The 22286-nt window shown below is 56.0% G+C and carries 18 protein-coding genes; 11 read left to right on the top strand and 7 right to left on the bottom strand.

The features are described 5' to 3' along the window. Positions 1–2: 2 nt before the first annotated feature. Together argB and argC are read right to left on the bottom strand one after the other, a co-directional pair. Positions 3–779 carry an acetylglutamate kinase gene (gene argB / locus NR201_RS19375; RefSeq protein ID WP_010258140.1) on the bottom strand — a complete coding sequence of 259 codons (777 nt, stop codon included), beginning with the start codon at positions 777–779 and terminating at the stop codon, positions 3–5. A gap of 14 nt (positions 780–793) precedes the next feature. Next, positions 794–1798, bottom strand: coding sequence for an N-acetyl-gamma-glutamyl-phosphate reductase (argC, locus tag NR201_RS19370; RefSeq protein ID WP_033773135.1), 1005 nt, complete (start codon positions 1796–1798; stop codon positions 794–796). 167 nt (positions 1799–1965) lie between these two features. Here argC and argE point away from each other — a divergent pair, with 167 nt between their 5' ends. Both argE and ppc read left to right on the top strand, forming a co-directional pair. Beyond that, a complete protein-coding gene (gene argE / locus NR201_RS19365; protein WP_031292638.1) occupies positions 1966–3114 on the top strand; it encodes an acetylornithine deacetylase in 1149 nt (382 codons plus the stop codon). 353 nt (positions 3115–3467) lie between these two features. Beyond that, positions 3468–6119, top strand: coding sequence for a phosphoenolpyruvate carboxylase (gene ppc / locus NR201_RS19360; RefSeq protein ID WP_022624923.1), 2652 nt, complete (start codon positions 3468–3470; stop codon positions 6117–6119). Positions 6120–6187: 68 nt separating this feature from the next. On the opposite strand, the gene metF is transcribed toward ppc, so the two are convergent. The 3 genes from metF to metB form a co-directional block, all read right to left on the bottom strand. Further along, on the bottom strand, positions 6188–7087 hold the full coding sequence (metF, locus tag NR201_RS19355) for a methylenetetrahydrofolate reductase (protein ID WP_010258148.1): 900 nt from the start codon (positions 7085–7087) through the stop codon (positions 6188–6190). A gap of 202 nt (positions 7088–7289) precedes the next feature. Beyond that, entirely contained in the window at positions 7290–9725 is a 2436-nt protein-coding gene (locus tag NR201_RS19350; RefSeq protein ID WP_010258152.1) for a bifunctional aspartate kinase/homoserine dehydrogenase II, read from the bottom strand. A 2-nt stretch (positions 9726–9727) separates the two neighbouring features. Continuing rightward, complete coding sequence (gene metB, locus NR201_RS19345; RefSeq protein WP_022624922.1) at positions 9728–10888, bottom strand: cystathionine gamma-synthase; 1161 nt, start codon at positions 10886–10888, stop codon at positions 9728–9730. 273 nt (positions 10889–11161) lie between these two features. On the opposite strand from metB, the gene metJ reads away from it, so the two are divergent. Then, the gene (metJ, locus tag NR201_RS19340; RefSeq protein WP_009088019.1) at positions 11162–11479 is read left to right on the top strand and encodes a met regulon transcriptional regulator MetJ; all 318 of its coding nucleotides are present in this window, start codon (positions 11162–11164) and stop codon (positions 11477–11479) included. Between the two features lie 79 nt (positions 11480–11558). Here the strand turns inward: metJ and rpmE are convergent, their stop codons facing one another. Further along, complete coding sequence (gene rpmE / locus NR201_RS19335; RefSeq protein ID WP_003851227.1) at positions 11559–11774, bottom strand: 50S ribosomal protein L31; 216 nt, start codon at positions 11772–11774, stop codon at positions 11559–11561. Positions 11775–11999: 225 nt separating this feature from the next. Here rpmE and priA point away from each other — a divergent pair, with 225 nt between their 5' ends. From priA to rraA, 6 genes are all read left to right on the top strand, one after another. Beyond that, positions 12000–14195 (top strand): primosomal protein N', encoded by a 2196-nt coding sequence (gene priA, locus NR201_RS19330; protein WP_010258167.1) that lies wholly within the window; start codon positions 12000–12002, stop codon positions 14193–14195. 164 nt (positions 14196–14359) lie between these two features. After that, positions 14360–15397 (top strand): DNA-binding transcriptional regulator CytR, encoded by a 1038-nt coding sequence (cytR, locus tag NR201_RS19325; protein ID WP_010672069.1) that lies wholly within the window; start codon positions 14360–14362, stop codon positions 15395–15397. 152 nt (positions 15398–15549) lie between these two features. Beyond that, on the top strand, positions 15550–16557 hold the full coding sequence (ftsN, locus tag NR201_RS19320) for a cell division protein FtsN (protein ID WP_256850076.1): 1008 nt from the start codon (positions 15550–15552) through the stop codon (positions 16555–16557). Positions 16558–16645: 88 nt separating this feature from the next. Beyond that, on the top strand, positions 16646–17176 hold the full coding sequence (hslV, locus tag NR201_RS19315; RefSeq protein WP_010258174.1) for an ATP-dependent protease subunit HslV: 531 nt from the start codon (positions 16646–16648) through the stop codon (positions 17174–17176). A gap of 10 nt (positions 17177–17186) precedes the next feature. After that, positions 17187–18524 (top strand): HslU--HslV peptidase ATPase subunit, encoded by a 1338-nt coding sequence (gene hslU, locus NR201_RS19310; protein WP_031591847.1) that lies wholly within the window; start codon positions 17187–17189, stop codon positions 18522–18524. A gap of 158 nt (positions 18525–18682) precedes the next feature. Beyond that, positions 18683–19168: a ribonuclease E activity regulator RraA gene (rraA, locus tag NR201_RS19305; protein ID WP_179257471.1), complete on the top strand. Its 486-nt coding sequence runs from the start codon at positions 18683–18685 to the stop codon at positions 19166–19168. Between the two features lie 53 nt (positions 19169–19221). Here the strand turns inward: rraA and zapB are convergent, their stop codons facing one another. Then, a complete protein-coding gene (gene zapB, locus NR201_RS19300; protein WP_003851242.1) occupies positions 19222–19461 on the bottom strand; it encodes a cell division protein ZapB in 240 nt (79 codons plus the stop codon). A 405-nt stretch (positions 19462–19866) separates the two neighbouring features. Here zapB and NR201_RS19295 point away from each other — a divergent pair, with 405 nt between their 5' ends. Next, positions 19867–20721 carry an MIP/aquaporin family protein gene (locus tag NR201_RS19295; RefSeq protein ID WP_256850075.1) on the top strand — a complete coding sequence of 285 codons (855 nt, stop codon included), beginning with the start codon at positions 19867–19869 and terminating at the stop codon, positions 20719–20721. 30 nt (positions 20722–20751) lie between these two features. Further along, positions 20752–22263: a glycerol kinase GlpK gene (gene glpK / locus NR201_RS19290; RefSeq protein ID WP_010672072.1), complete on the top strand. Its 1512-nt coding sequence runs from the start codon at positions 20752–20754 to the stop codon at positions 22261–22263. The last annotated feature ends 23 nt before the right edge of the window (positions 22264–22286 follow it).

The raw sequence follows: 22286 nt of genomic DNA, 5'->3' as shown, positions 1-22286 counted from the left end.
CGTTAAGCGAGAATCCGGGTGCCAATCGACACGCCGTTAAACAGGTCAGGCAGCCGCTCAGCGTGACGCCAGCTGGCAATATCCACCGGGCGGCCCAGGGTACGCGCTGCATCAAGCGCAGCGTGCACTTTCACAATCATGCCGTCGGTAATAATGCCCTGGGTAATCAGCTGCTCAGCTTTGTCGGCGGTCATCTCTTCGATGCGCTGACCTTTGCCGTCGAGAATACCACTGACGTCTGACAACAGGACCAGATCAGCGCCCAGCGTCGAGGCCAGTGCGGTCGCCGCCTGGTCAGCGTTGACGTTCATCAGGTCGCCGCTGTCAGTTATACCAATTGAGCTCACCACCGGCATATAGCCGGCCGCCAGCAGGGTGTTCAGCAATGCCGGATCGCCCGGCATTGCGTGGCCAACGTGGCCGAGTTCTTCATCAAACGGTGTGACATTCACGATGCCCGCATCGCCCAGGCAGAGGCCTACCGCGTTGATGCCCGATTTTTTTGCCCAGGCCAGCAGCGTTTTATTCGCGGTTCCCGCCAGCGCACCGGTAATAATGTCGATCTGATCGGCTGGCGTGACACGCAGGCCATTTTTCTTCTTCACCGGCAGCGCCAGCTTTTTCATCAGTTCATCCACCAGGCAACCGCCGCCGTGGACAATAATCAGCGGACGCTGATGGGCGCTGCGGTAGGTCAGCAGCGCTTCAAACAGGCGGGCCAGCGCTTCTTCGCTGTCTAACAACACACCGCCCAGCTTGATAATCAATGGATTGGTCATGGTATATTTGTCCGTTAAATCAGTGACTGCGTTTCAGGGAAGCCGAACCGGATGTTCAGGCACTGTACCGCCTGCGATGCCGCGCCTTTCAGCAGATTATCTTCGGCTGCCACGACAATCAGATGCTCGCCCTGCACTTCAAAACCGATATCGCAATAAGGCAGACCTACAACGGCTTTCAGCGCCGGTACGCCCTGTTCGTAGAGCCGCACCAGTGGCTTGTTGTCATAGGCGCGATGGAAAACTGCGGCGATATCTTCACGGCTGACACCCGCTTTCAGACGGCAGGTAATCGTCGCCAGGATACCGCGCGGGAAGTTACCCAGATGCGGTGTGAAGATCACCGGCGTACCAAGGTGCGCAACGATTTCCGGGTGATGACGATGATTGAACAGGCCGTAAGGCTGCAGGCTCACTTCGCAGAAGCTGGTGCCGACATTGGCTTTACGTCCGGCACCGCTCACGCCGCTGGTGGCGTTGATTACCGGCCACTGCGCCTCGTTTAACAGTCCGGCATCCACCAGGGGCTTCAGCGCCAGCTGCGCAGCGGTCGGATAGCAACCTGGCACAGCCACCAGCTGCGCCTGCTGGATTTTCTCATGCTGATATTCGGCAAGGCCGTAAACGGCTTTGTCCAGCCAGTCGCTATGCTGATGGGTGAAGCCATAAAAGCGGGTATAAAAATCAGCGTCATTCACGCGGAACGCACCCGACAGGTCGAACACCACACAGCCAGCCTTGAGAAATTCCGGCGCCAGATCGTGGCTGACTTCGTGGGCCGTCGCCAGGAACACCACATCCACCTTGTCTGCCCACTCGGCCGCGCTGCTCAGCGGCTGCAGCGGCAAATCCACCACACCTTTCAGCTGCGGATGGAGATCGGAGAGGCGCTTGCCGGCATCAGGGCTTTGCGCCGAAACCGCCAAAGCGGTTATGTTGATATGTGGATGGCGATTCAGGAAGGTGGCAAGCTCTGTACCAGCATAACCACTGGCACCAACGATCAGCGTATTCAACATCAGGCTGTAACCCTTTTTACAGTCGCACGTTCTGGGTCGCGGCCTTGCCCCGTTACCCGCCCTGTCATCTGCAGTGATTTAAGGTTCCCTTGCAGAGGACGTTAATGTATTTTTATTCACTATTACTGCATGAATATGGATACATCCTAACCCAAGGACCGCCAACAGTGAAGACAAAATTACCGCCTTTTATTGAACTGTACCGCCAGTTAATCGCCACACCGTCGATCAGCGCAACCGATGCCGCACTGGATCAGAGTAATGAAACTTTAATCAATTTGCTGGCCGGCTGGTTCCGCGACCTCGGCTTCAGCGTTGAAGTGCAGCCGGTGCCCGGCACCCGCAATAAATTTAATATGCTGGCGCGTACCGGAAGCGGTGCGGGCGGCCTGCTGCTAGCAGGTCATACCGATACCGTTCCTTTTGACGATGGCCGCTGGACACGCGATCCCTTTACCCTGACCGAGCACGACAACAAGCTCTATGGCCTGGGCACGGCAGACATGAAAGGCTTCTTCGCCTTTATTCTCGATACGCTGCGCGATGTGGATGTCAGCACGCTGAGCAAGCCGCTCTATATCCTCGCTACGGCCGATGAAGAGACCACCATGGCTGGCGCCAAATATTTTTCTGAATCGACGCAGCTGCGTCCCGACTGCGCCATCATCGGTGAACCAACCTCACTTAAACCGGTACGTGCGCACAAAGGTCACCTGTCGAATGTGATCCGTATCGAGGGAAAATCGGGCCACTCCAGCGATCCCGCACGTGGCGTTAACGCCATTGAACTGATGCATGAGTCGATCACTCATCTGATGCAACTGCGCAATACGCTGCAGGAGCGTTATCACCATGACGGCTTTGCCATCCCCTATCCCACCATGAACTTCGGCCATATTCATGGCGGTGACGCCGCTAACCGTATCTGCGCCTGCTGTGAACTGCATATGGATATCCGTCCGCTGCCGGGTCTGTCGCTGAACGATCTCGATGGGCTACTGAACGAGGCGCTGGCACCGGTCAGTGCGCGCTGGCCGGGCCGTGTCACGGTTGCCGAGTTGCATCCGCCGATTCCTGGCTACGAGTGTCCGGCAGATCATGAACTGGTTAGTGTGGTCGAGAAATTGCTGGGTATACCCACTGAGGTGGTGAACTACTGCACCGAAGCGCCTTTTATTCAGCAGCTCTGCCCAACGCTGGTACTGGGCCCGGGGTCGATTGAGCAGGCACATCAGCCAGACGAATTTATTGATACTGCATTTATTAAGCCGACAAGGGCGCTTATCAGTCAAGTTGTGCAGCATTTTTGCCACTGATTAACAGCAAATGGGGCATTTCACTGCATTAACAGTAAAATGCCCCTTCATTCTGCGGGATTTAGCAATAAGAATAACTTATCCCGCTTTGTTCCCGATAAATTCTACGAATTTCCGTTATTTAGCCACACCTTCAGCGCACTTTAACGCATTTGACGAACGCAACATTACGTGGCTAGATAAAAGACGATGTTATGCCCACCGGGTGATTATCCAGAGCGTTTCAGAATGTGGACAGGCGGCAACGGAGCCGGTTCCCTGTAGATTAGGGGGAACATGGCGTTGCTGATTTTTCTGCTGCCTGAAAGGTCGGGTGTAGAAGTTTTTCAAGACGATAAGGGTGTCAGGGTCCAATGAACGAACAATATTCCGCAATGCGAAGTAATGTCAGTATGCTCGGCAAACTCCTCGGGGATACGATTAAGGATGCACTGGGAGAGAACATCCTCGACCAGGTGGAAACCATCCGTAAGCTCTCCAAGTCATCCCGTGCAGGAAATGACACTCATCGTAAAGAACTGCTCAATACGCTGCAGAACCTCTCCAACGAGGAGCTTCTGCCGGTTGCACGCGCTTTTAGCCAGTTTCTGAACCTCACCAACGTGGCTGAGCAGTATCAGACCATCTCGCAAAGTGGCGAGGGTGAGAACCATCCCGAACTGCTGAAAAAGACCTTTGATACCCTGAAGCAGCAGAAAGATATCAGCGAAAGCGACATCCTTGCGGCCATTGAATCGCTGTCGCTGGAACTGGTGCTGACGGCTCACCCGACTGAAATCACCCGCCGTACGCTGATTCACAAGCTGGTTGAGGTTAACAGCTGCCTGAAACAGCTCGATCACAGCGACGTGTCCGACTACGAACGTAACCAGATTATGCGCCGTCTGCGTCAGCTGGTGGCACAGGCGTGGCACACCGATGAGATCCGCAAATATCGTCCGACCCCTATCGACGAAGCCAAATGGGGCTTTGCCGTGGTGGAAAACAGCCTGTGGGAAGGCGTACCCGCTTTCCTGCGTGAGCTGAACGAGCAGGTAGAAGAGGCGTTCGGCATTAAGCTGCCGGTCGATTTCGTGCCGGTTCAGTTCACCTCATGGATGGGTGGCGACCGCGACGGTAACCCTAACGTTACGGCGGCGATTACCCGCCACGTTATGCAGCTGAGTCGCTGGAAAGCCACTGACCTGTTCCTGCGCGATATCGGCGTACTGATCTCTGAGTTGTCGATGTCAGAGTGCACTGAAGAGATCCGGGAACTCAGCGGCGATCCGGAAGCGCTTGAACCTTATCGTATGATCCTGAAACGCCTGCGCAGCCAGTTAATGACTACCCAGTCATTCCTGGAACGTCGCCTGAAAGGTGAACGTCTGCCGCGCCCGGCCGATCTGCTGGTCTCCAACGATCAGCTGTGGGATCCGCTGTTTACCATCTATCAGTCACTGCAAAAGTGCGGCATGGGCATTATCGCCAACGGTCAGTTGCTTGATACGCTGCGCCGCGTGAAATGCTTCGGCGTGCCGCTGGTGCGTATCGATCTGCGTCAGGAGAGTACCCGTCACACCGAAGCGATTGCTGAAGTGACCCGCTATCTGGGCCTCGGCGATTATGAAAGCTGGTCCGAAGCGGACAAGCAGGCCTTCCTGATCCGTGAACTGAACTCCAAGCGTCCGCTGCTGCCTCGCAGCTGGGAGCCCAGCGATGAAACGCGTGAAGTGCTGGAGACCTGTCGCGTCGCGGCTGAAGCGCCACAGGGTTCTATCGCCGCCTATGTTATTTCCATGGCGAAAACCCCTTCTGACGTGCTGGCCGTGCATCTGCTGCTGAAAGAAGCAGGCATCGGCTATGCCATGCCGGTTGCACCGCTGTTTGAAACGCTTGATGACCTGAATAACGCCAATGACGTGATGAGCCAGCTGCTGAGCATCGACTGGTATCGCGGCTTAATTCAGGGCAAACAGATGGTGATGATTGGCTATTCTGACTCGGCGAAAGACGCCGGTGTGATGGCCGCCAGCTGGGCGCAATATCAGGCACAGGATGCCCTGATTAAAACCTGTGAGAAGGCCGGGATTTCACTGACGCTGTTCCACGGACGCGGCGGCAGCATTGGCCGTGGCGGCGCACCCGCCCATGCAGCGCTGCTGTCGCAACCACCAGGCAGCCTGCGCGGCGGTCTGCGCGTGACCGAACAGGGCGAGATGATCCGCTTTAAATATGGTTTACCCGCCGTCACCATCGCCAGCCTGTCGCTCTACACCGGCGCAATTCTGGAAGCGAACCTGATGCCGCCGCCGGAGCCAAAACGCGAATGGCGCGACATTATGGATCAGCTCTCCGCCGACTCCTGTGCGATGTATCGCGGTTATGTGCGTGAAAATGCTGACTTCGTGCCCTATTTCCGCTCAGCGACACCAGAGCAGGAGCTGGGTAAATTACCGCTGGGCTCACGTCCCGCCAAGCGCCGACCTACCGGCGGCGTAGAGTCGCTGCGTGCGATTCCATGGATTTTCGCCTGGACGCAGAACCGTCTGATGCTGCCTGCGTGGCTGGGTGCCGGTGCGGCCCTGCAACAGGCGATGGCCGCCGGTCATCAGGATCAGCTGGAAGCGATGTGCCGCGACTGGCCATTCTTCTCTACCCGTCTGGGTATGCTGGAGATGGTATTCTCAAAAGCGGACCTGTGGCTGGCGGAATATTACGATCAGCGTCTGGTCGAGAAATCACTCTGGCCGCTGGGCAAACAGCTGCGCGATCAGCTTGATGCGGATATCAAAGCGGTACTGACCATTGCCAATGACTCACACCTGATGGCCGATCAGCCGTGGATTGCCGAGTCAATTGCACTGCGTAACGTCTATACCGATCCGCTCAACGTACTCCAGGCCGAACTGCTGCATCGTTCGCGCGCGCGGGAAGCGAATGGCGATGAACCGGATGCCCGTGTTGAGCAGGCGCTGATGGTGACCATTGCCGGTGTCGCGGCAGGCATGCGCAATACCGGTTAATGGTGGTGCAGTAAAAAACAAAAAAAGTCGGGACTCTCCCGACTTTTTTATTGGCTGAAGCAGAGCGGTTAAGCCGCAGCAGCAGCAGGACGCACGCCCAGGGTGTGACAAATGGCGTAACTCATTTCGGCACGGTTCAGCGTGTAGAAATGGAAATCCTTCACCCCTTCGCGTGACAGGATTTTCACCATATCCATCGCGATATTGGCTCCCACCATTTTCCGCGTTTCCGGATCATCATCCAGACCGGCGAACATCGCGCTCATCCAGCCCGGCACGCGCACATTGGTCAGCGTGGCAAAGCGTTGCAGCTGTTTAAAGTTAGAGACCGGCAGAATGCCCGGCACAATTTCCACGTCAATGCCGGTCGCGACACAGCGATCGCGGAAACGCAGATAACTTTCAACGTCGAAGAAAAACTGGGTAATAGCCCGGTTGGCACCTGCATCGATTTTTCGCTTCAGGTTAATCAGATCGGCCTGGGCGCTTTTCGCTTCGGGATGGACTTCCGGATAGGCCGCAACCGAAATATCAAAATCACCCACCTCTTTCAGCAGCGAAACCAGATCGCTGCCGTACATTTCTGGCTTACCGCTGCCAGGAGGCAGATCGCCGCGCAGCGCCACAATGTGACGGATGCCGTTGTTCCAGTAATCCTGAGCGATGGTGCGCAGTTCATCGCGCGTGGCATCGACACAGGTCAGATGGGGTGCGGCTTCCAGACCGGTGCGATCTTTAATGCCTTTGATAATGCTATGGGTGCGATCACGCTCACCTGAGTTCGCACCGTAGGTCACAGAAACGAATTTCGGTTTCAGACTGCTCAGGCGATCGATAGAGGTCCACAGGGTCTCTTCCATGTCGCTGGTACGAGGCGGGAAGAACTCAAATGAAACATTAATTTGCCCGTTCAGCTCAGCCAGGCTCTGGTTTAGCGCTTCGCGCTGATTGGCATGAAAGAAACTCATCCTGCACCCTCATCGATTAACAATCGGCCTGCGAACATCTACACGTTTAGACGTCCAGATGTTCAAAATGACGTAATCTGACTGTGCCGTCAACTTAAAAATGGTCAACAGTCGTGATCAATTTTCAATCAACATGAAGGCGATTCAACAGGGGAGCGATAACGCATTGAAAACAGGCGCCGAAGCGCCTGAGGAGGAGGAGTTACAGCAGTTGTGCGAGGCGATTAATATCTGACTGGATAGCGCCTGCGGTGACATCCCGGCCTGCGCCCGGTCCGCGGATCACCAGCGGATTATCGCGGTACCAGCGGCTCTCAATCGCAAAGACGTTGTCGCACGGCAGCAGTGAGGCCAGCGGATGCTCCGGGCGCACCGCTTCAACACCCACGCGCGCCTTGCCATTGGCATCAAAACGGGCAACGTAACGCAGCACCAGGTCCATCTCCTGCGCGGCTTCGAGCCGCTGCAGCATCTGCTCATTCAGCTCTTCGCCATTTTCAAAGAAGTGGTCGACAGATCCCTGCTGACAGTTACTGGGCACCAGCGATTCCACCCGCACCTGATCCGGCTCGATGTTGTAGCCTGCCTCACGCGCCAGGATAACCAGCTTGCGCATCACATCCTGACCCGAGAGATCGGCGCGCGGGTCGGGCTCGGTTAAACCCTGCTGCCAGGCCTGATCCACCAGCTCGGTAAAGGGCACCGTGCCATCAAACTGCAGGAACAGCCACGACAACGTGCCGGAGAAGATCCCGCTGATCGCCAGGATGGTATCGCCGCTGTCGCGCAGATCGCGCACCGTATAGTTGATCGGCAGACCTGCGCCAACGGTGGCGTTATAGAGCCAGTGACGTCCGGTTTTGGTAAAGGCATCGCGGATCTGGCGCCAGGTCTGACTGTCAGACGCTCCCGCGACCTTATTGGCGCTGATAACGTGAAAACCGTGACTGGCGAAGTCGAGATACTGCTGCGCCAGCGGTGTGCTGGCAGTGACATCCAGCACCACCAGGTCATCAAACGGGTGAGCACGCATCCACAGGAACAGCGACTCTTCATCGCGCTCTACCGCTTCATCATCAAAGAAGGCGAGTGCCCGGCTGGCTTCCAGCCCTTCATAGCTCAGCAGGCTGCGACGGCTGTCCGCGACGCCCGCCAGCACAAATTCAAAGCCGGTCCGCGCTGACAGCGTTTCCTGATCGCGGGCAAACAGCTCCAGCCAGCGTGAACCGATATTGCCTTTGCCAAACAGCATCAGACCGATGCGCTTTTCTGCCCGGAACAGCGACTGATGCAATCCCTGAATCAGATGCTGAGTCGGGCCGACGCGCAGCACTGCGACCACGCTGATGTGCTCTTCTGACTGCCAGATGAACTCAATTGGCTGATCCTTTAACTGCTGCCAGAAGCGATGGGTATGCAGCGGATTGCGGGTAACGCCTGCGCCAACCAGCGCCACCAGCGCCAGGCCGTCGCGCAGCTGCAGATGGCCCGGTAAACCGGCATCCTGTAGCAGCGTAAAGGCGCTGTTTACCACTTCGGCGGTGTAACAGAGCTGCAGCAATTGACGATCGGGATGAACGCCAAACGCCAGCGGACGCAGCTGCGCGCGCTTCAGCAACAGGTCGATCTCTTTGTGCAGGATGGCGAAGTCATGCTGCTCTGGCAGCTGAATCTCAATCAGGCAAACATCATCATGGCTGGTGACGATACGCGCGCCCGTCCCGGAGGCCAGCACGCGCTCAATGCGGGTTGAGCCCTGCTCCGGCTGATAACTGCAGCGCAGTTGCAGGTCGATATCGCTGCCTGAAACCGGCTGCAGAGTACGGGTATGGAGAACCGGTGCCGCCAGGCGCGCCAGCTCGCTGGCTTCATCCAGCCTTAACAGCGGCAGCAGACAGGCATCAGAGACTTTGCGGGGGTCGGCACTGTAGACACCCGCCACATCGCTCCAGATGGTCACCCGCCCGACACCCGCCAGTGCGCCAATCTGCGTGGCAGAATAGTCGGAGCCGTTGCGGCCAAGCAGGACGGTTTCACCGGCGTCGTTGCGGCTGATAAATCCGGTCACCACGATGCGCTTATGCGGATGCTGCGCCAGTAGAGTCTGTAGCAGTGGCCAGGACTTCCCTTCATCTACCTGCGGTTGTGCCGCACGTTCAGCGCGCAGAAACTCACGCGCATCCAGCCAGCAGGCCTGAAGGTCACGCTGGCTCAGTACCGCTGACATCAGGCGTGCCGACCAGACTTCACCATGACCGACCACTTCGGCATAGACCGCATCGGTAATCGGCGCATCCAGCAGTGCGGCCAGCTTTTCCAGGTCGCGGATAAACGCGGTGATTAAAGGTTCTGCGACCTCAGCAGGCAGCAGCGCACTGATCAGTTCGCTCTGGTAGCGCCGTAAAGCCTGTTGCACCTGATGCGCAGAGAGCCGATCGCTCTGGCTCAGCTTCAGCCAGCTAATCAGCTGGTTGGTAGTTGAGCCTGCCGCAGAGACCACCATCAGGTCGCCCGGCTGGCTGTAGTCCGCCATAATACCGGCAACGCGCTGATAGCAGCGCGCATCGGCCAGGCTGCTGCCGCCAAACTTATGCAACTGCCTGATGTTCGGCGTTCCCGCGCCTGCTGAAATCGTCATGCTTAACCCTCGGCTGCGACCCGGAATGCATTATCCAGATCGGCAATTAAATCTTCGTGATCTTCAATACCGACAGAAACCCGTAGCAGCGTATCGGAAATGCCCGCTGCCGCGCGTGCTTCTGCCGACATCCCCGCGTGCGTCATGGTGGCGGTATGGGAGATCAGACTCTCTACTCCGCCCAGCGATTCCGCCAGCGTAAATAGCTGCAGTGCTTTCAGGAAGCGACGCAGCAGCGCCTCATCACCGTCGACCTCGAAACTCAGCATGGCGCCAAAGCCGCGCTGCTGACGTACGGCATGTTCGTGTCCGGCGTTTTCCGGCAGCGAAGGATGATACAACTTTTTCACCAGTTTCTGCTGCTTCAGATACTCTACAATCGCGAGTGCGTTGCGTTGTGCGGCTGCAATCCGCGGTGAAAGCGTACGAATCCCGCGCAGCAGCAGATAACTGTCAAACGCTGCACCGGTCACACCAATGTTATTTGCCCACCAGGCCAGGTCGGTAGCGAGTTGCGGATCTTTGGCGATGACCGCGCCCGCCACGACATCGGAGTGGCCATTGAGGTATTTGGTACAGGAGTGGATCACCAGGTCCGCACCCAGCGCCAGAGGATTCTGCAGCGCCGGACTCATAAAGGTATTGTCCACCACGCTGATGGCACCCGCAGCACGCGCAGCGGCGCAAATCGCGCTGATATCTACCACGCGCAGCAGCGGATTGCTGGGGCTTTCAATCAGCACCAGTTTTGGGTTTTCATCCAGAGCGGCCTGCAGCGCTACCGGATCACCCTGATCGACAAATTTCACCCGATAGGCGCCGCGCTTGCTCAGGCTGTCAAACAGCCGATAGCTGCCGCCATAACAGTCATGTGGCGCGACCAGCAGATCGCCAGGCTTCAGAAACACCGTCGTGACCAGGTGAATCGCCGACATCCCGGTATTGGTTAATACCGCGCCTGCTCCCCCTTCCAGTTCTGCCAGGGTACGCTGTACGACATCACGAGTGGGGTTGCCACGACGGGAGTAGTCATGCGCACGAGGCTCATTGAAATCCAGGAAGTTATAGGTGGTAGAGAGGTGGATTGGCGGGACAACGCAGCCATATTGCTCGTCATCATTCAAACCGCTGCGCACTGCGATGGTTGCCGGTTTACGCGTCATGAGCGAATTGTTCCTGAAGAGTGAATAAAATGTAGGCCACAGGATATCACCCTCTAATTAGACGTCAATACATCTGGACATCTAAATGTCTTTGCGTATAGATTGAGCAAAACCGCAATAACCGCTAAAATTATGCGTCATCGCCTGGCGTTCCCCTCTGTGAGACAGAGGCAGTGAGCGAAGAAAACCCGCCATATCAGGGGTCAGGCAGGAAAAAATCAGGCATAATCCGCTGATTTCCTAACATTTAACGTTTATTAATTAAGGTAACCCATGGCTGAATGGAACGGCGAATATATCAGCCCGTACGCTGAGCACGGTAAGAAGAGCGAGCAGGTCAAGAAGATCACAGTATCAATCCCATTGAGCGTGCTGAAGATTTTAACGGATGAGCGTACCCGTCGTCAGGTGAACAACCTGCGTCACGCCACCAACAGCGAGCTGCTTTGCGAAGCCTTTTTACATGCCTTTACGGGCCAACCGCTGCCGGATGACGTCGACCTGCGCAAAGAGCGTAGTGATGAGATTCCGGAAGAAGCAAAAGCAATCATGCGCCAGATGGGTGTCGATCCGGATACCTGGGAGTATTGATCTTTCAGCCATAAAAAAACCCAGCCGAAGCTGGGTTTTTTCTTGCCGCCGAACCCGCAGGTTCAGGTGCCTTTTAATCTTATTTTTTAGCGCCTGGCACGCTGAAACGCTTGTTAAAGCGGTCAACACGGCCACCAGTTGCCACTTCACGCTGCTTACCGGTATAGAACGGGTGGCATTTGCCACAAACGTCCAGGTTCAGTTCGTGAGTCAGTGTTGAACGGGTGTGGATCTCGTTGCCGCAGGTACATTTGATAGTAACTGCTTCGTATTTCGGGTGAATACCTTGTTTCATGGGAAACCTCATTGAAGGCCGTGTCGCTCTCCGTGCCAGGCTTTAACCTGCACAGCACCACACGCGATTGAACATTATAGGGTGTACTCCGGCCAGATATTTCTCACCGAAGGCGGCATATTATACAGGTAAGTTTCGATTGCTGCAAATATCTGCTGAGATACCCGCCATCAGGGTCAGCGTGTACACTAGCTTCCCCGATCATTGAGCCGGAAAGAGAGAGTTATGCCCGTAGTCCAGGTCGCCCTGCCCGTCCCCTTGCCCCGCCTGTTTGATTATCTGCCGCCACAGGGCGCGCAGCCGGTCATTGGTGGTCGCGTGAGTGTGCCCTTTGGCAATCGCAGGATGATCGGGATTGTGGTCGCCTTTCGTGAGAGCAGCGATCTGCCGGAAGCACAACTCAAGCGCGTGATCGAGGTACTGGATAGTGAATCTCTCTATCCAGCGTCGCTGTGGCGCATCCTTAACTGGGCCGCCAGTTACTATCATTCGCCGCAGGGAGAGGTACTGAGCCATGCTATTCCGGTACTGCTGCGTCAGGGCAAAGCGGCGCAGGACAATCCCTTATGGCGCTGGGAAATCACCGAGCAGGGTCGGGCGACTGCGCCGGAAAGTTTAAAGCGGGCACCGAAACAGCAGCAGGCGCTGGCTGCACTGCGTCAGCAACCGCTCTATCGTCATCAGGTCAGTGAACATGACCTCACGGATGCGACGCTGCAGGCGCTGCGCGCTAAAGGGTTATGCGAACTGCATGAGCATCAGCCGCAGATGCACGACTGGCGTACCACTTATGCCGTAAAAGGCGAACGTCTGCGGCTGAATACCGATCAGGCGATGGCCGTGGGTGCGATTCGGGCAGATGATGAACATTATGCAGCCTGGCTGCTGGCGGGCATCACGGGTTCAGGCAAAACCGAGGTTTACCTCAGCGTGCTGGAAAATGTGCTGGCACGCGGTAAACAGGCGCTGGTGCTGGTACCGGAGATTGGCCTGACCCCGCAAACTATCGCCCGTTTTCGCGAACGTTTTGATGCGCCCATTGATGTGCTGCACTCCGCATTAAATGACAGTGAGCGGCTGGCGGTCTGGTTACGTGCGCGGCGCGGCGAAACGGCGATTGTGATTGGCACCCGATCGGCGCTGTTTACGCCACTGGCCCGTCCTGGCGTAATTATTATCGATGAAGAGCATGACAGCTCCTATAAACAGCAGGAAGGCTGGCGCTATCAGGCGCGCGATCTGGCCGTCTTCCGCGCACATGAAGAGGATATCCCGATTGTTATGGGATCGGCGACCCCTGCTCTGGAGACACTGCACAATGTCCGCAGCGGCAAGTATCGCCAGCTCGACCTGACAAAACGCGCCGGCAATGCCAGACCGGCACTGCAACAGCTTATCGACTTAAAAGGCGTGCAGTTGATCGGCGGTCTGGCACCGGGCCTGATTGGTAAAATGCGCCAGCATCTGCAGGCCGATAATCAGGTGCTGTTGTTTCTTAACCGCCGCGGCTTTTCGCCCGCCCTGCTCTGTCATGATTGCGGCTGGATTGCTGAGTGTACCCGCTGTGACCGCTACTACACGCTGCATCAGCACCATCGCCAGCTACGCTGCCACCATTGCGACAGCCAGCGTCCGCTGCCTAACCAATGCCCGCAGTGTGGTTCAACCCATTTGCTACCGGTAGGCGTCGGGACTGAGCAGCTGGAGCAGCAGCTCGGCACACTTTTCCCTGGCGTGCCGGTGTCGCGAATCGATCGTGATACCACCAGCCGCAAAGGTGCGCTGGAGCAGCATCTGGCTGACGTTCATCGCGGCGGCGCACGAATCCTTGTCGGCACCCAGATGCTGGCCAAAGGCCACCACTTCCCCGATGTTACGCTGGTGTCGCTGCTGGATGTCGATGGTGCGCTGTTCTCAGCCGATTTTCGTGCGGCGGAACGCTTCGCTCAGCTCTACACCCAGGTCGCCGGTCGTGCTGGCCGTGCCGGCAAACAGGGCGAGGTGTTGCTGCAGACTCACCATCCGGAACATCCGCTGCTGCAGACGCTGTTGCACCAGGGCTATTCGGCGTTCGCCCAGCAGGCCTTGCTGGAACGACAGGCAGTCCATCTGCCGCCCTGGAGCCGCCATGCGCTGTTCCGCGCTGAAGATATGGATAACCAGCAGGCGGCGGAATTCCTGCAACAACTCCGTAATTTGCTGGAGGCAAGCCCGCTGAACGATAAGGCGATGTGGTTTATGGGTCCGTTGCCTGCCCTGCAGCCAAAACGCAGTGGACGCTGGCGCTGGCAACTGCTGCTGCAGCATCCTTCCCGGCAGCGTCTGCAACAGTTGCTGAGCAGTTCGTTGCCGCTGGTTTCAACACTGCCTGCGGCGCGCAAAGTGAAATGGACGCTGGATATCGACCCTACCGAGAGCTGATTTAAGCTGACACTGCGAGCCAGATCGAAAAATGTCGCATAAGTCACAATTTTTATGCAAATTAAGTAACAACCAGCCGGGCAATCGTTAACAATGTTGCCTGGTTTGCCTTCAGGTCAGGCAGAAACAGAATTGAACGCGCCATAACGCGTCAGGAGCATGTGTTGGAGCAGAATCAACAACCGCCCGCCGCCACGATGAAAGATGTTGCGGAACATGCGGGCGTCTCAACCGCCACCGTATCGCGTGCGCTGATGAATCCGGAGAAGGTTTCTGCGGCCACTCGCCAGAAAGTCGAGCAGGCGGTTGCCGCCGTCGGCTACGCGGCACATGGCCCCACGCGCAACGCCCGTCGTAATGAGACGCGTACCATCCTGGTCATTGTCCCTGACATCTGCGATCCCTTCTTTAGTGAAATCATCCGAGGCGTTGAAGTTACGGCAGCCGAAGAGGGCTATCTGGTGCTGATTGGTGACTGCGCGCATCAGAATCAGCAGGAGAGAACTTTTCTTAACCTGATGGTGACGCGACAGATCGATGGCATGGTGCTGCTCGGCTCAAAGTTGCCTTTTGATGCCAGCATTGATGAGCAACGCAACTTGCCGCCTATGGTAATGGCGAATGAGTTTGCGCCGGAAATGTCACTGCCCACTGTCCACATCGATAACCTGACCGCCGCATTTGAAGCGGTAAATCATTTACTGCAGTTGGGTCACACACATATCGCCTGTATCGCCGGGCCGGAAGAGATGCCGCTCTGCCAGTATCGTTTGCAGGGGTATGTCCAGGCGATGCGTCGCAGCGGGCTGACGGTCGATCCCACCTATATTGTGCGCGGTGACTTCACATTTGAAGCGGGCGTTGCCGCTATGAATCAGCTGATGACCCTGCCGCAACCGCCGCGTGCGCTCTTCTGCCACAGCGATATTATGGCACTTGGGGCGATGAATCAGGCCCGGCGCTGCGGACTGCGGATACCGGAGGACCTCTCTGTGGTCGGATTCGATGACATTGAGCTATCACGTTACTGCGAGCCGCCGCTGACCACGGTCACGCAGCCACGTTACCAGATAGGCCGGGAAGCGATGCTTCTGCTGCTGGATGAGTTAAATGGCAAACGAGTCATCAGCGGATCGCGGCTGCTGGATGCCGGTTTAACCATTCGTGGCAGCACGGCGCGAGCAAAAAAGCGTGAAAAATAAGCGTATTTGTCTGATTTTTTCAGTAGATTCTTAAGGCGAACACTGCTGGTCAAAGTTCCGACCCTTAAGTAACATGGCGGACTCCTTGCCGGGCGCGTAAAAATCATCATTTCGCCCATCTGGCACTATTTTTGAAGGGTATAAGAACGAGAGTGGCACAAAAAGATTACGTAGGCCGCGGGCGTTCAACAGGGACGCGTCGCAAAAAAAGCCCCAGCCGTGGCAAGAAGAGCAAAGGCGGTTCGGGAACATCTAAATTGATGATTGTACTGGCGGTCGCAGTGTTGGTGACCTTTGCCGGTGGTTTATGGTTCCTGGCGCATCACAAAAAAGAGGACGTGCCGGTCATTACGGATCATAAAGCCAACGGCAATGGCCTGCCGCCGAAGCCAGAAGAGCGCTGGAAATATATTAAAGAGCTGGAGAACCGTCAGGTCACTGTGCCGACACCTATCGAACCCTCTTCGGGTGGCGAAGTGAAGTCGCAGACACAGCTGACCGACGGGCAGCGCCAGTTGCTGGAGCAGATGCAGGCGGATATGCGTCAGCAGCCGACGCAGCTCAACGAAGTGCCGTGGAACGAACAGACGCCGGCGCAACGTCAGCAGACACTGCAGCATCAGCAGCAGTTGCAACAACTGCAACGTCAGCAGCAGCAGGTTCAGCAACAACAGCAGCAGCAACAGGTTCAGCAGCAACGTCAGCAGTTGCAGGCTCAGCAGCAACAGCAACGCCAGCAGCAGTTGCAGCAACAACAACAGCGCCAGCAACAGCAGCAATTACAACAACAGCAACGTCAGCAGCAGCAGCAGCAGCAGCAGCAGCAGCAAAACGTACAGCGCCAGACGCAGCCAGCACCTGTTACGCGTGAACCGGAAGTGCAGCCAAAACCGCAGGAGACCGCGAAGGCGAAACCGGCGGAGAAAGCCTCTTCGCAGCGCTGGATGGTGCAGTGTGGTTCGTTTAAAGGCACTGACCAGGCTGAATCGGTGCGCGCTGGCTTAGCCTTTGAAGGATTTGAAAGCCGTATTACCACCGGTGGCGGCTGGAATCGTGTGGTTATCGGTCCTTATAAAGACCGCGCCTCCGCTGACAGCACCCTGAAGCGCCTGCGCAGTTCCGGACACTCCAGCTGTATTCCGCTCTCCGTCGGGGGTTGAAACCCGTCAAACCCGCCCCATATCTGTTGCATGATACTCCGCGCCCGGTGCGCGGAGTCCTTTTCCGACTGCAACAAGGGGTCTGCCCGTGACAACAATAGTAAGTGTACGACGCAACGGCCAGGTAGTGATTGGCGGTGATGGCCAGGCTACGCTCGGCAATACCGTGATGAAAGGCAACGTTAAAAAAGTGCGTCGTTTATACAACGATAAAGTGATTGCCGGATTTGCTGGCGGCACCGCAGACGCCTTCACCCTGTTTGAACTTTTCGAACGTAAACTGGAAATGCATCAGGGCCATCTGGTGAAAGCTGCTGTGGAACTGGCTAAAGACTGGCGTACTGACCGTATGCTGCGTCGCCTTGAAGCCTTACTGGCCGTCGCAGATGAATCAGCTTCACTGATCATCAGCGGTAACGGTGACGTCATCCAGCCTGAAAACGATCTGATCGCCATCGGCTCCGGTGGGCCTTTCGCCCAGGCAGCGGCACGTGCGCTGCTGGAGAATACCGAGATGGGCGCACGCGACATCGTCGAAAAGTCGCTGAATATCGCGGGTGATATCTGCATCTACACTAACCACAACGTTAATTTCGAAGAATTAACGTCTAAGTCGTAAGGGTATAAATATGTCTGAGATGACTCCTCGCGAAATCGTCAGCGAACTGAACCGCTTTATCATCGGCCAGGACAGCGCTAAGCGCGCCGTGGCTATTGCACTGCGTAACCGCTGGCGCCGCATGCAGCTCGACGAAGAGCTGCGCCATGAAGTGACCCCTAAAAATATCCTGATGATCGGTCCGACCGGTGTCGGTAAAACCGAGATCGCGCGTCGTCTGGCTAAGCTGGCCAATGCGCCGTTTATCAAAGTAGAGGCGACCAAATTTACCGAAGTCGGTTATGTCGGTAAGGAAGTGGACTCTATCATTCGTGACCTGACCGATTCGGCCATTAAGATGGTGCGCAGTCAGGCGATTGAAAAGAACAAATATCGTGCCGAAGAGATGGCGGAAGAGCGCATTCTTGATGTGCTGATTCCACCAGCAAAAAACAACTGGGGCCAGTCAGAGCAGAGCGCTGAACCCTCTGCAGCACGCCAGTCGTTCCGCAAGAAGCTGCGCGAAGGCCAGCTGGACGATAAAGAGATTGAGATCGACCTGGCCGCCAGCAGCCCTGGCGTCGAAATCATGGCCCCTCCGGGCATGGAAGAGATGACCAGCCAGCTGCAGTCGATGTTCCAGAACCTCGGCGGCCAGAAGCAGAAAGCCCGCAAGCTGAAGATCAAAGAAGCGATGAAGCTGCTGATCGAAGAAGAAGCGGCCAAACTGGTTAACCCGGAAGAGCTTAAGCAGGACGCCATTGATGCCGTTGAGCAGCACGGTATCGTGTTTATCGATGAGATCGACAAAATCTGTAAGCGCGGCGGCCAGAATGCCGGCGGCCCGGATGTCTCACGCGAAGGCGTTCAGCGCGACCTGCTGCCGCTGGTGGAAGGCTGCACCGTCTCCACCAAGCATGGTATGGTGAAAACAGACCACATTCTGTTTATCGCCTCAGGCGCGTTCCAGGTTGCCAGCCCATCCGATCTGATCCCGGAACTGCAGGGTCGTCTGCCCATCCGTGTTGAGCTGCAGGCGCTGACCGTGAACGATTTCCAGCGCATCCTGACCGAGCCGAATGCCTCGATTACCGTGCAGTACAAAGCCCTGATGAATACCGAGGGCGTGAACATTGAGTTTACCGAAGAGGGTATTCGCCGGATCGCTGAAGCCGCATGGCAGGTCAACGAAACCACCGAAAACATCGGTGCGCGCCGTCTGCATACTGTGCTGGAGCGTCTGATGGAAGATATTTCGTATGACGCCAGCGATCGTCATGGTGAATCCGTTACCATCGATGCTGACTATGTCGGTAAACATCTGGATGAACTGGTGGCTGACGAAGACCTTAGCCGCTTCATTCTCTGATCCACTGATTCAGCGCTTTTCAGAAGCCCAGCCCACCCGGCTGGGCTTTTTTATGCATGTTCTTGATCGAACGATGCTTTTTTCATACTGATGATTTTGCCAACAATCTGCATATAGCGATATACTTACCCTTCCTGTGGCAAACAGACGAAACCCTTATGAAATACGATACATCTGAACTCTGCGATATCTACCATGAAGAAGTGAATGTTGTTGAACCGCTTTTTTCAAATTTTGGTGGGCGCACTTCATTCGGTGGTCAGATTACCACAGTGAAATGCTTTGAAGACAACGGCTTACTCTACGATCTGCTGGAAGAGAATGGCCGGGGTCGGGTACTGGTGATTGATGGCGGCGGCTCAGTGCGCCGTGCACTGGTGGATGCGCAGCTGGCACGTCTGGCGTCAACCAACGAGTGGGAAGGTCTGGTGATTTACGGTTCGGTACGCCAGGTTGATGAGCTGGAAGAGCTGGAGATTGGCATTCAGGCGATTGCCGCGATTCCGGCAGGCGCTGCGGGTGAAGGAATTGGCGAAAGCGATGTGCGCGTTAATTTCGGCGGCGTCACCTTCTTCTCCGGCGACCATCTCTATGCCGACAACACCGGTATCATTCTGTCAGAGGATGCGCTGGACCTCGAATAGGCCAGACATGAAAACGGGTGCCTGAGCACCCGTTTTTCACATCAGCTGAGGCTTCAAACCTCTTCCATTTTTCCCAGCAATGCACGCAGACGTTCCTGCCACACGTGTTGCTCTTCTTTCAGGTGCTGATTTTCACGCATCAGCGCATCGTGGTTGCCCGCGACTTGTTGCGCATCGTTACGCAGTGAGTTGTTCTGCTCTTTCAGCTCTTCGATTTCCATCTGCAACAGGGTGATGGTATCAATCGCCTGCTGTACTTTCGCTTCCAGTTTCTCAAACACTTCAAATGACATCTTTCTGACCTCTCCTAAATTCCTGCAAGGCGTTGATGATGCCAGCTTAAGCCAGCAACGTTGTCCCGATTGTATGTAGCCTCACCCCGCAAGTCCAGCAACGCGGCCGCTGCGGGCGTAGTCTGTAACACTTTTCAGCCAATCCCTGAATTTACGCTGCGCTTACTGTGACGGCTTTCTGGTACGGGTGCGTTATCCCCGTCCTCAGGCGCGAATATTGGCTAAAGAAAGCCAGAATACGCGAAAACGCGCATTTTTATGACGCAGTACACAAAAAACGATTTCGCTATTTCTCGTTTATGTTCGTTAACGATAAATTCACACCAGCCCTACATTAAAGCTGGGTGCCTCATGGAATGAGAACAAAAACTGATAAAATTTAACCTCGCTTCAGGAACCACTATTATGAGTCAGACAACTAACACGCTCAAAGGTCAGTGTATTGCCGAATTTCTGGGGACAGGCTTGATTATTTTCTTTGGCGCAGGCTGTGTGGCTGCACTGAAACTCGCCGGTGCCGCCTTCGGTCAGTGGGAGATCTGCATCATCTGGGGTCTTGGCGTTTCCATGGCCGCCTACCTCACCGCAGGCATTTCGGGCGCGCACCTGAACCCGGCAATTACCGTTGCACTCTGCCTGTTTGCTAATTTTGAAGGACGTAAAGTTCTGCCTTATATCGTATCGCAGATTGCCGGTGCCTTTTGTGCCGCGGCGCTGGTATACGGTCTCTACTACAGCCTGTTTTTTGATTATGAGCAGAGCCACCAGATGGTGCGCGGCACGGTTGAAAGTCTCGACCTGGCAGGCATCTTCTCAACCTACCCTAATCCACATATCGGTGTCGGCCAGGCCTTCCTGGTTGAGATGGTCATCACTGCAGTATTAATGGCGGTCATTATGGGTCTGACGGATGACGGCAACGGCATTCCACGAGGCCCACTGGCTCCACTGCTGATTGGCCTGCTGGTTGCGGTTATCGGTGGCTCCATGGGTCCTCTGACCGGCTTCGCCCTTAACCCGGCTCGTGATTTCGGACCGAAGATCTTCGCATGGCTGGCAGGCTGGGGTAACGTTGCCTTTACCGGTGGTCGTGAGATCCCTTACTTCCTCGTGCCGATTTTTGGCCCGCTGGTCGGTGCCTGCCTGGGTGCAGTAGGTTATCGCACACTGATTGGTCGCTACCTGCCAGGTACCGCCCAGGAACCTGCAAGCGTTCCAGCAGACAAACCGGTTGCACGCGCTCAGCAGCGTAAAGCGTAAGTTTCACCTTTTATCATCAGGACAGAATTTATGACTACCACAGATAAAAAATATATTGTCGCGCTCGATCAGGGCACAACCAGCTCCCGCGCCGTCGTTCTCGACCACGACTCTAATATCGTCGCGGTATCGCAGCGCGAATTCACCCAGATCTACCCGAAAGCGGGCTGGGTTGAACATGATCCAATGGATATCTGGGCTTCACAAAGCTCAACGCTGGTTGAAGTGCTGGCCCATGCCGACATCCGCTCTGATGAGATTGCGGCAATCGGTATCACCAACCAGCGCGAAACCGCTATCGTCTGGGAAAAAGAGACCGGCAAGCCGATCTATAACGCCATCGTCTGGCAGGATCCCCGCACCGCCGACTACTGTCACAAACTGAAGAAAGAGGGTCTGGAAGAGTATATCCAGCACACCACCGGTCTGGTGATTAACCCCTACTTCTCCGGAACCAAAGTGAAGTGGATTCTGGATCACGTTGAAGGCTCTCGTGAGCGTGCAAAACGTGGCGAGCTGCTGTTTGGTACCGTCGATACCTGGCTGGTCTGGAAAATGACCCAGGGCCGCGTGCATATCACCGACTATACCAACGCCTCCCGTACCATGATGTTTAACATCCATAAGCTGGAGTGGGATCAGCGTATGCTGGATATCCTGGATATCCCGCGTGAAATGCTGCCAGAAGTGAAGTCCTCTTCTGAAGTCTATGGTCAGACCAACATCGGTGGTAAAGGCGGTACACGTATTCCAATCGCTGGTATTGCCGGTGACCAGCAGGCTGCGCTGTATGGCCAGCTCTGTGTTCAGCCTGGCATGGCGAAAAACACCTACGGCACCGGCTGCTTTATGCTGATGAACACCGGTACTGAAGCGGTAACCTCAACGCACGGCCTGCTGACCACTATCGCCTGTGGCCCGCGCGGTGAAGTGAACTATGCACTGGAAGGGGCTGTGTTTATCGGTGGCGCCTCTATTCAGTGGCTGCGCGATGAGATGAAGCTGATCAGTGAAGCTGCTGACTCTGAATACTTCGCGATGAAAGTGAAAGACACCAACGGCGTTTACATGGTGCCTGCTTTCACCGGCCTGGGCGCTCCTTACTGGGACCCGTATGCCCGTGGTGCTATCTTCGGCCTGACCCGTGGTGCTAATGCTAACCACATCATCCGTGCGACGCTGGAGTCAATCGCTTATCAGACGCGCGACGTGCTGGAAGCGATGCAGAACGATGCCAACACCCGCCTGCAGGCGCTGCGTGTCGATGGTGGCGCGGTTTCCAACAACTTCCTGATGCAGTTCCAGTCGGACATCCTCGGCACCCGTGTTGAGCGTCCGGAAGTGCGTGAAGTCACCGCGCTGGGTTCTGCTTATCTGGCAGGTCTGGCTGTCGGCTTCTGGCAGGATCTGGATGAAGTCCGCTCTAAAGCAGTTATTGAGCGTGAATTCCGTCCAAGCCTGGAAACCACCGAGCGTAACTTCCGTTATGCTGGCTGGAAAAAAGCCGTAGCCCGCGCCCAGGCGTGGGAAGAACAAGAGTAATATCAATGCCCGCGACCCTTGCT

This window comes from Pantoea sp. Fr-CA_6 (assembly GCF_024520895.1).
Lineage (GTDB): Bacteria > Pseudomonadota > Gammaproteobacteria > Enterobacterales > Enterobacteriaceae > Pantoea > Pantoea agglomerans.
Note: the sequence above shows the minus strand (reverse complement) of the source record. Positions and strands in the feature narration are given on the sequence as shown.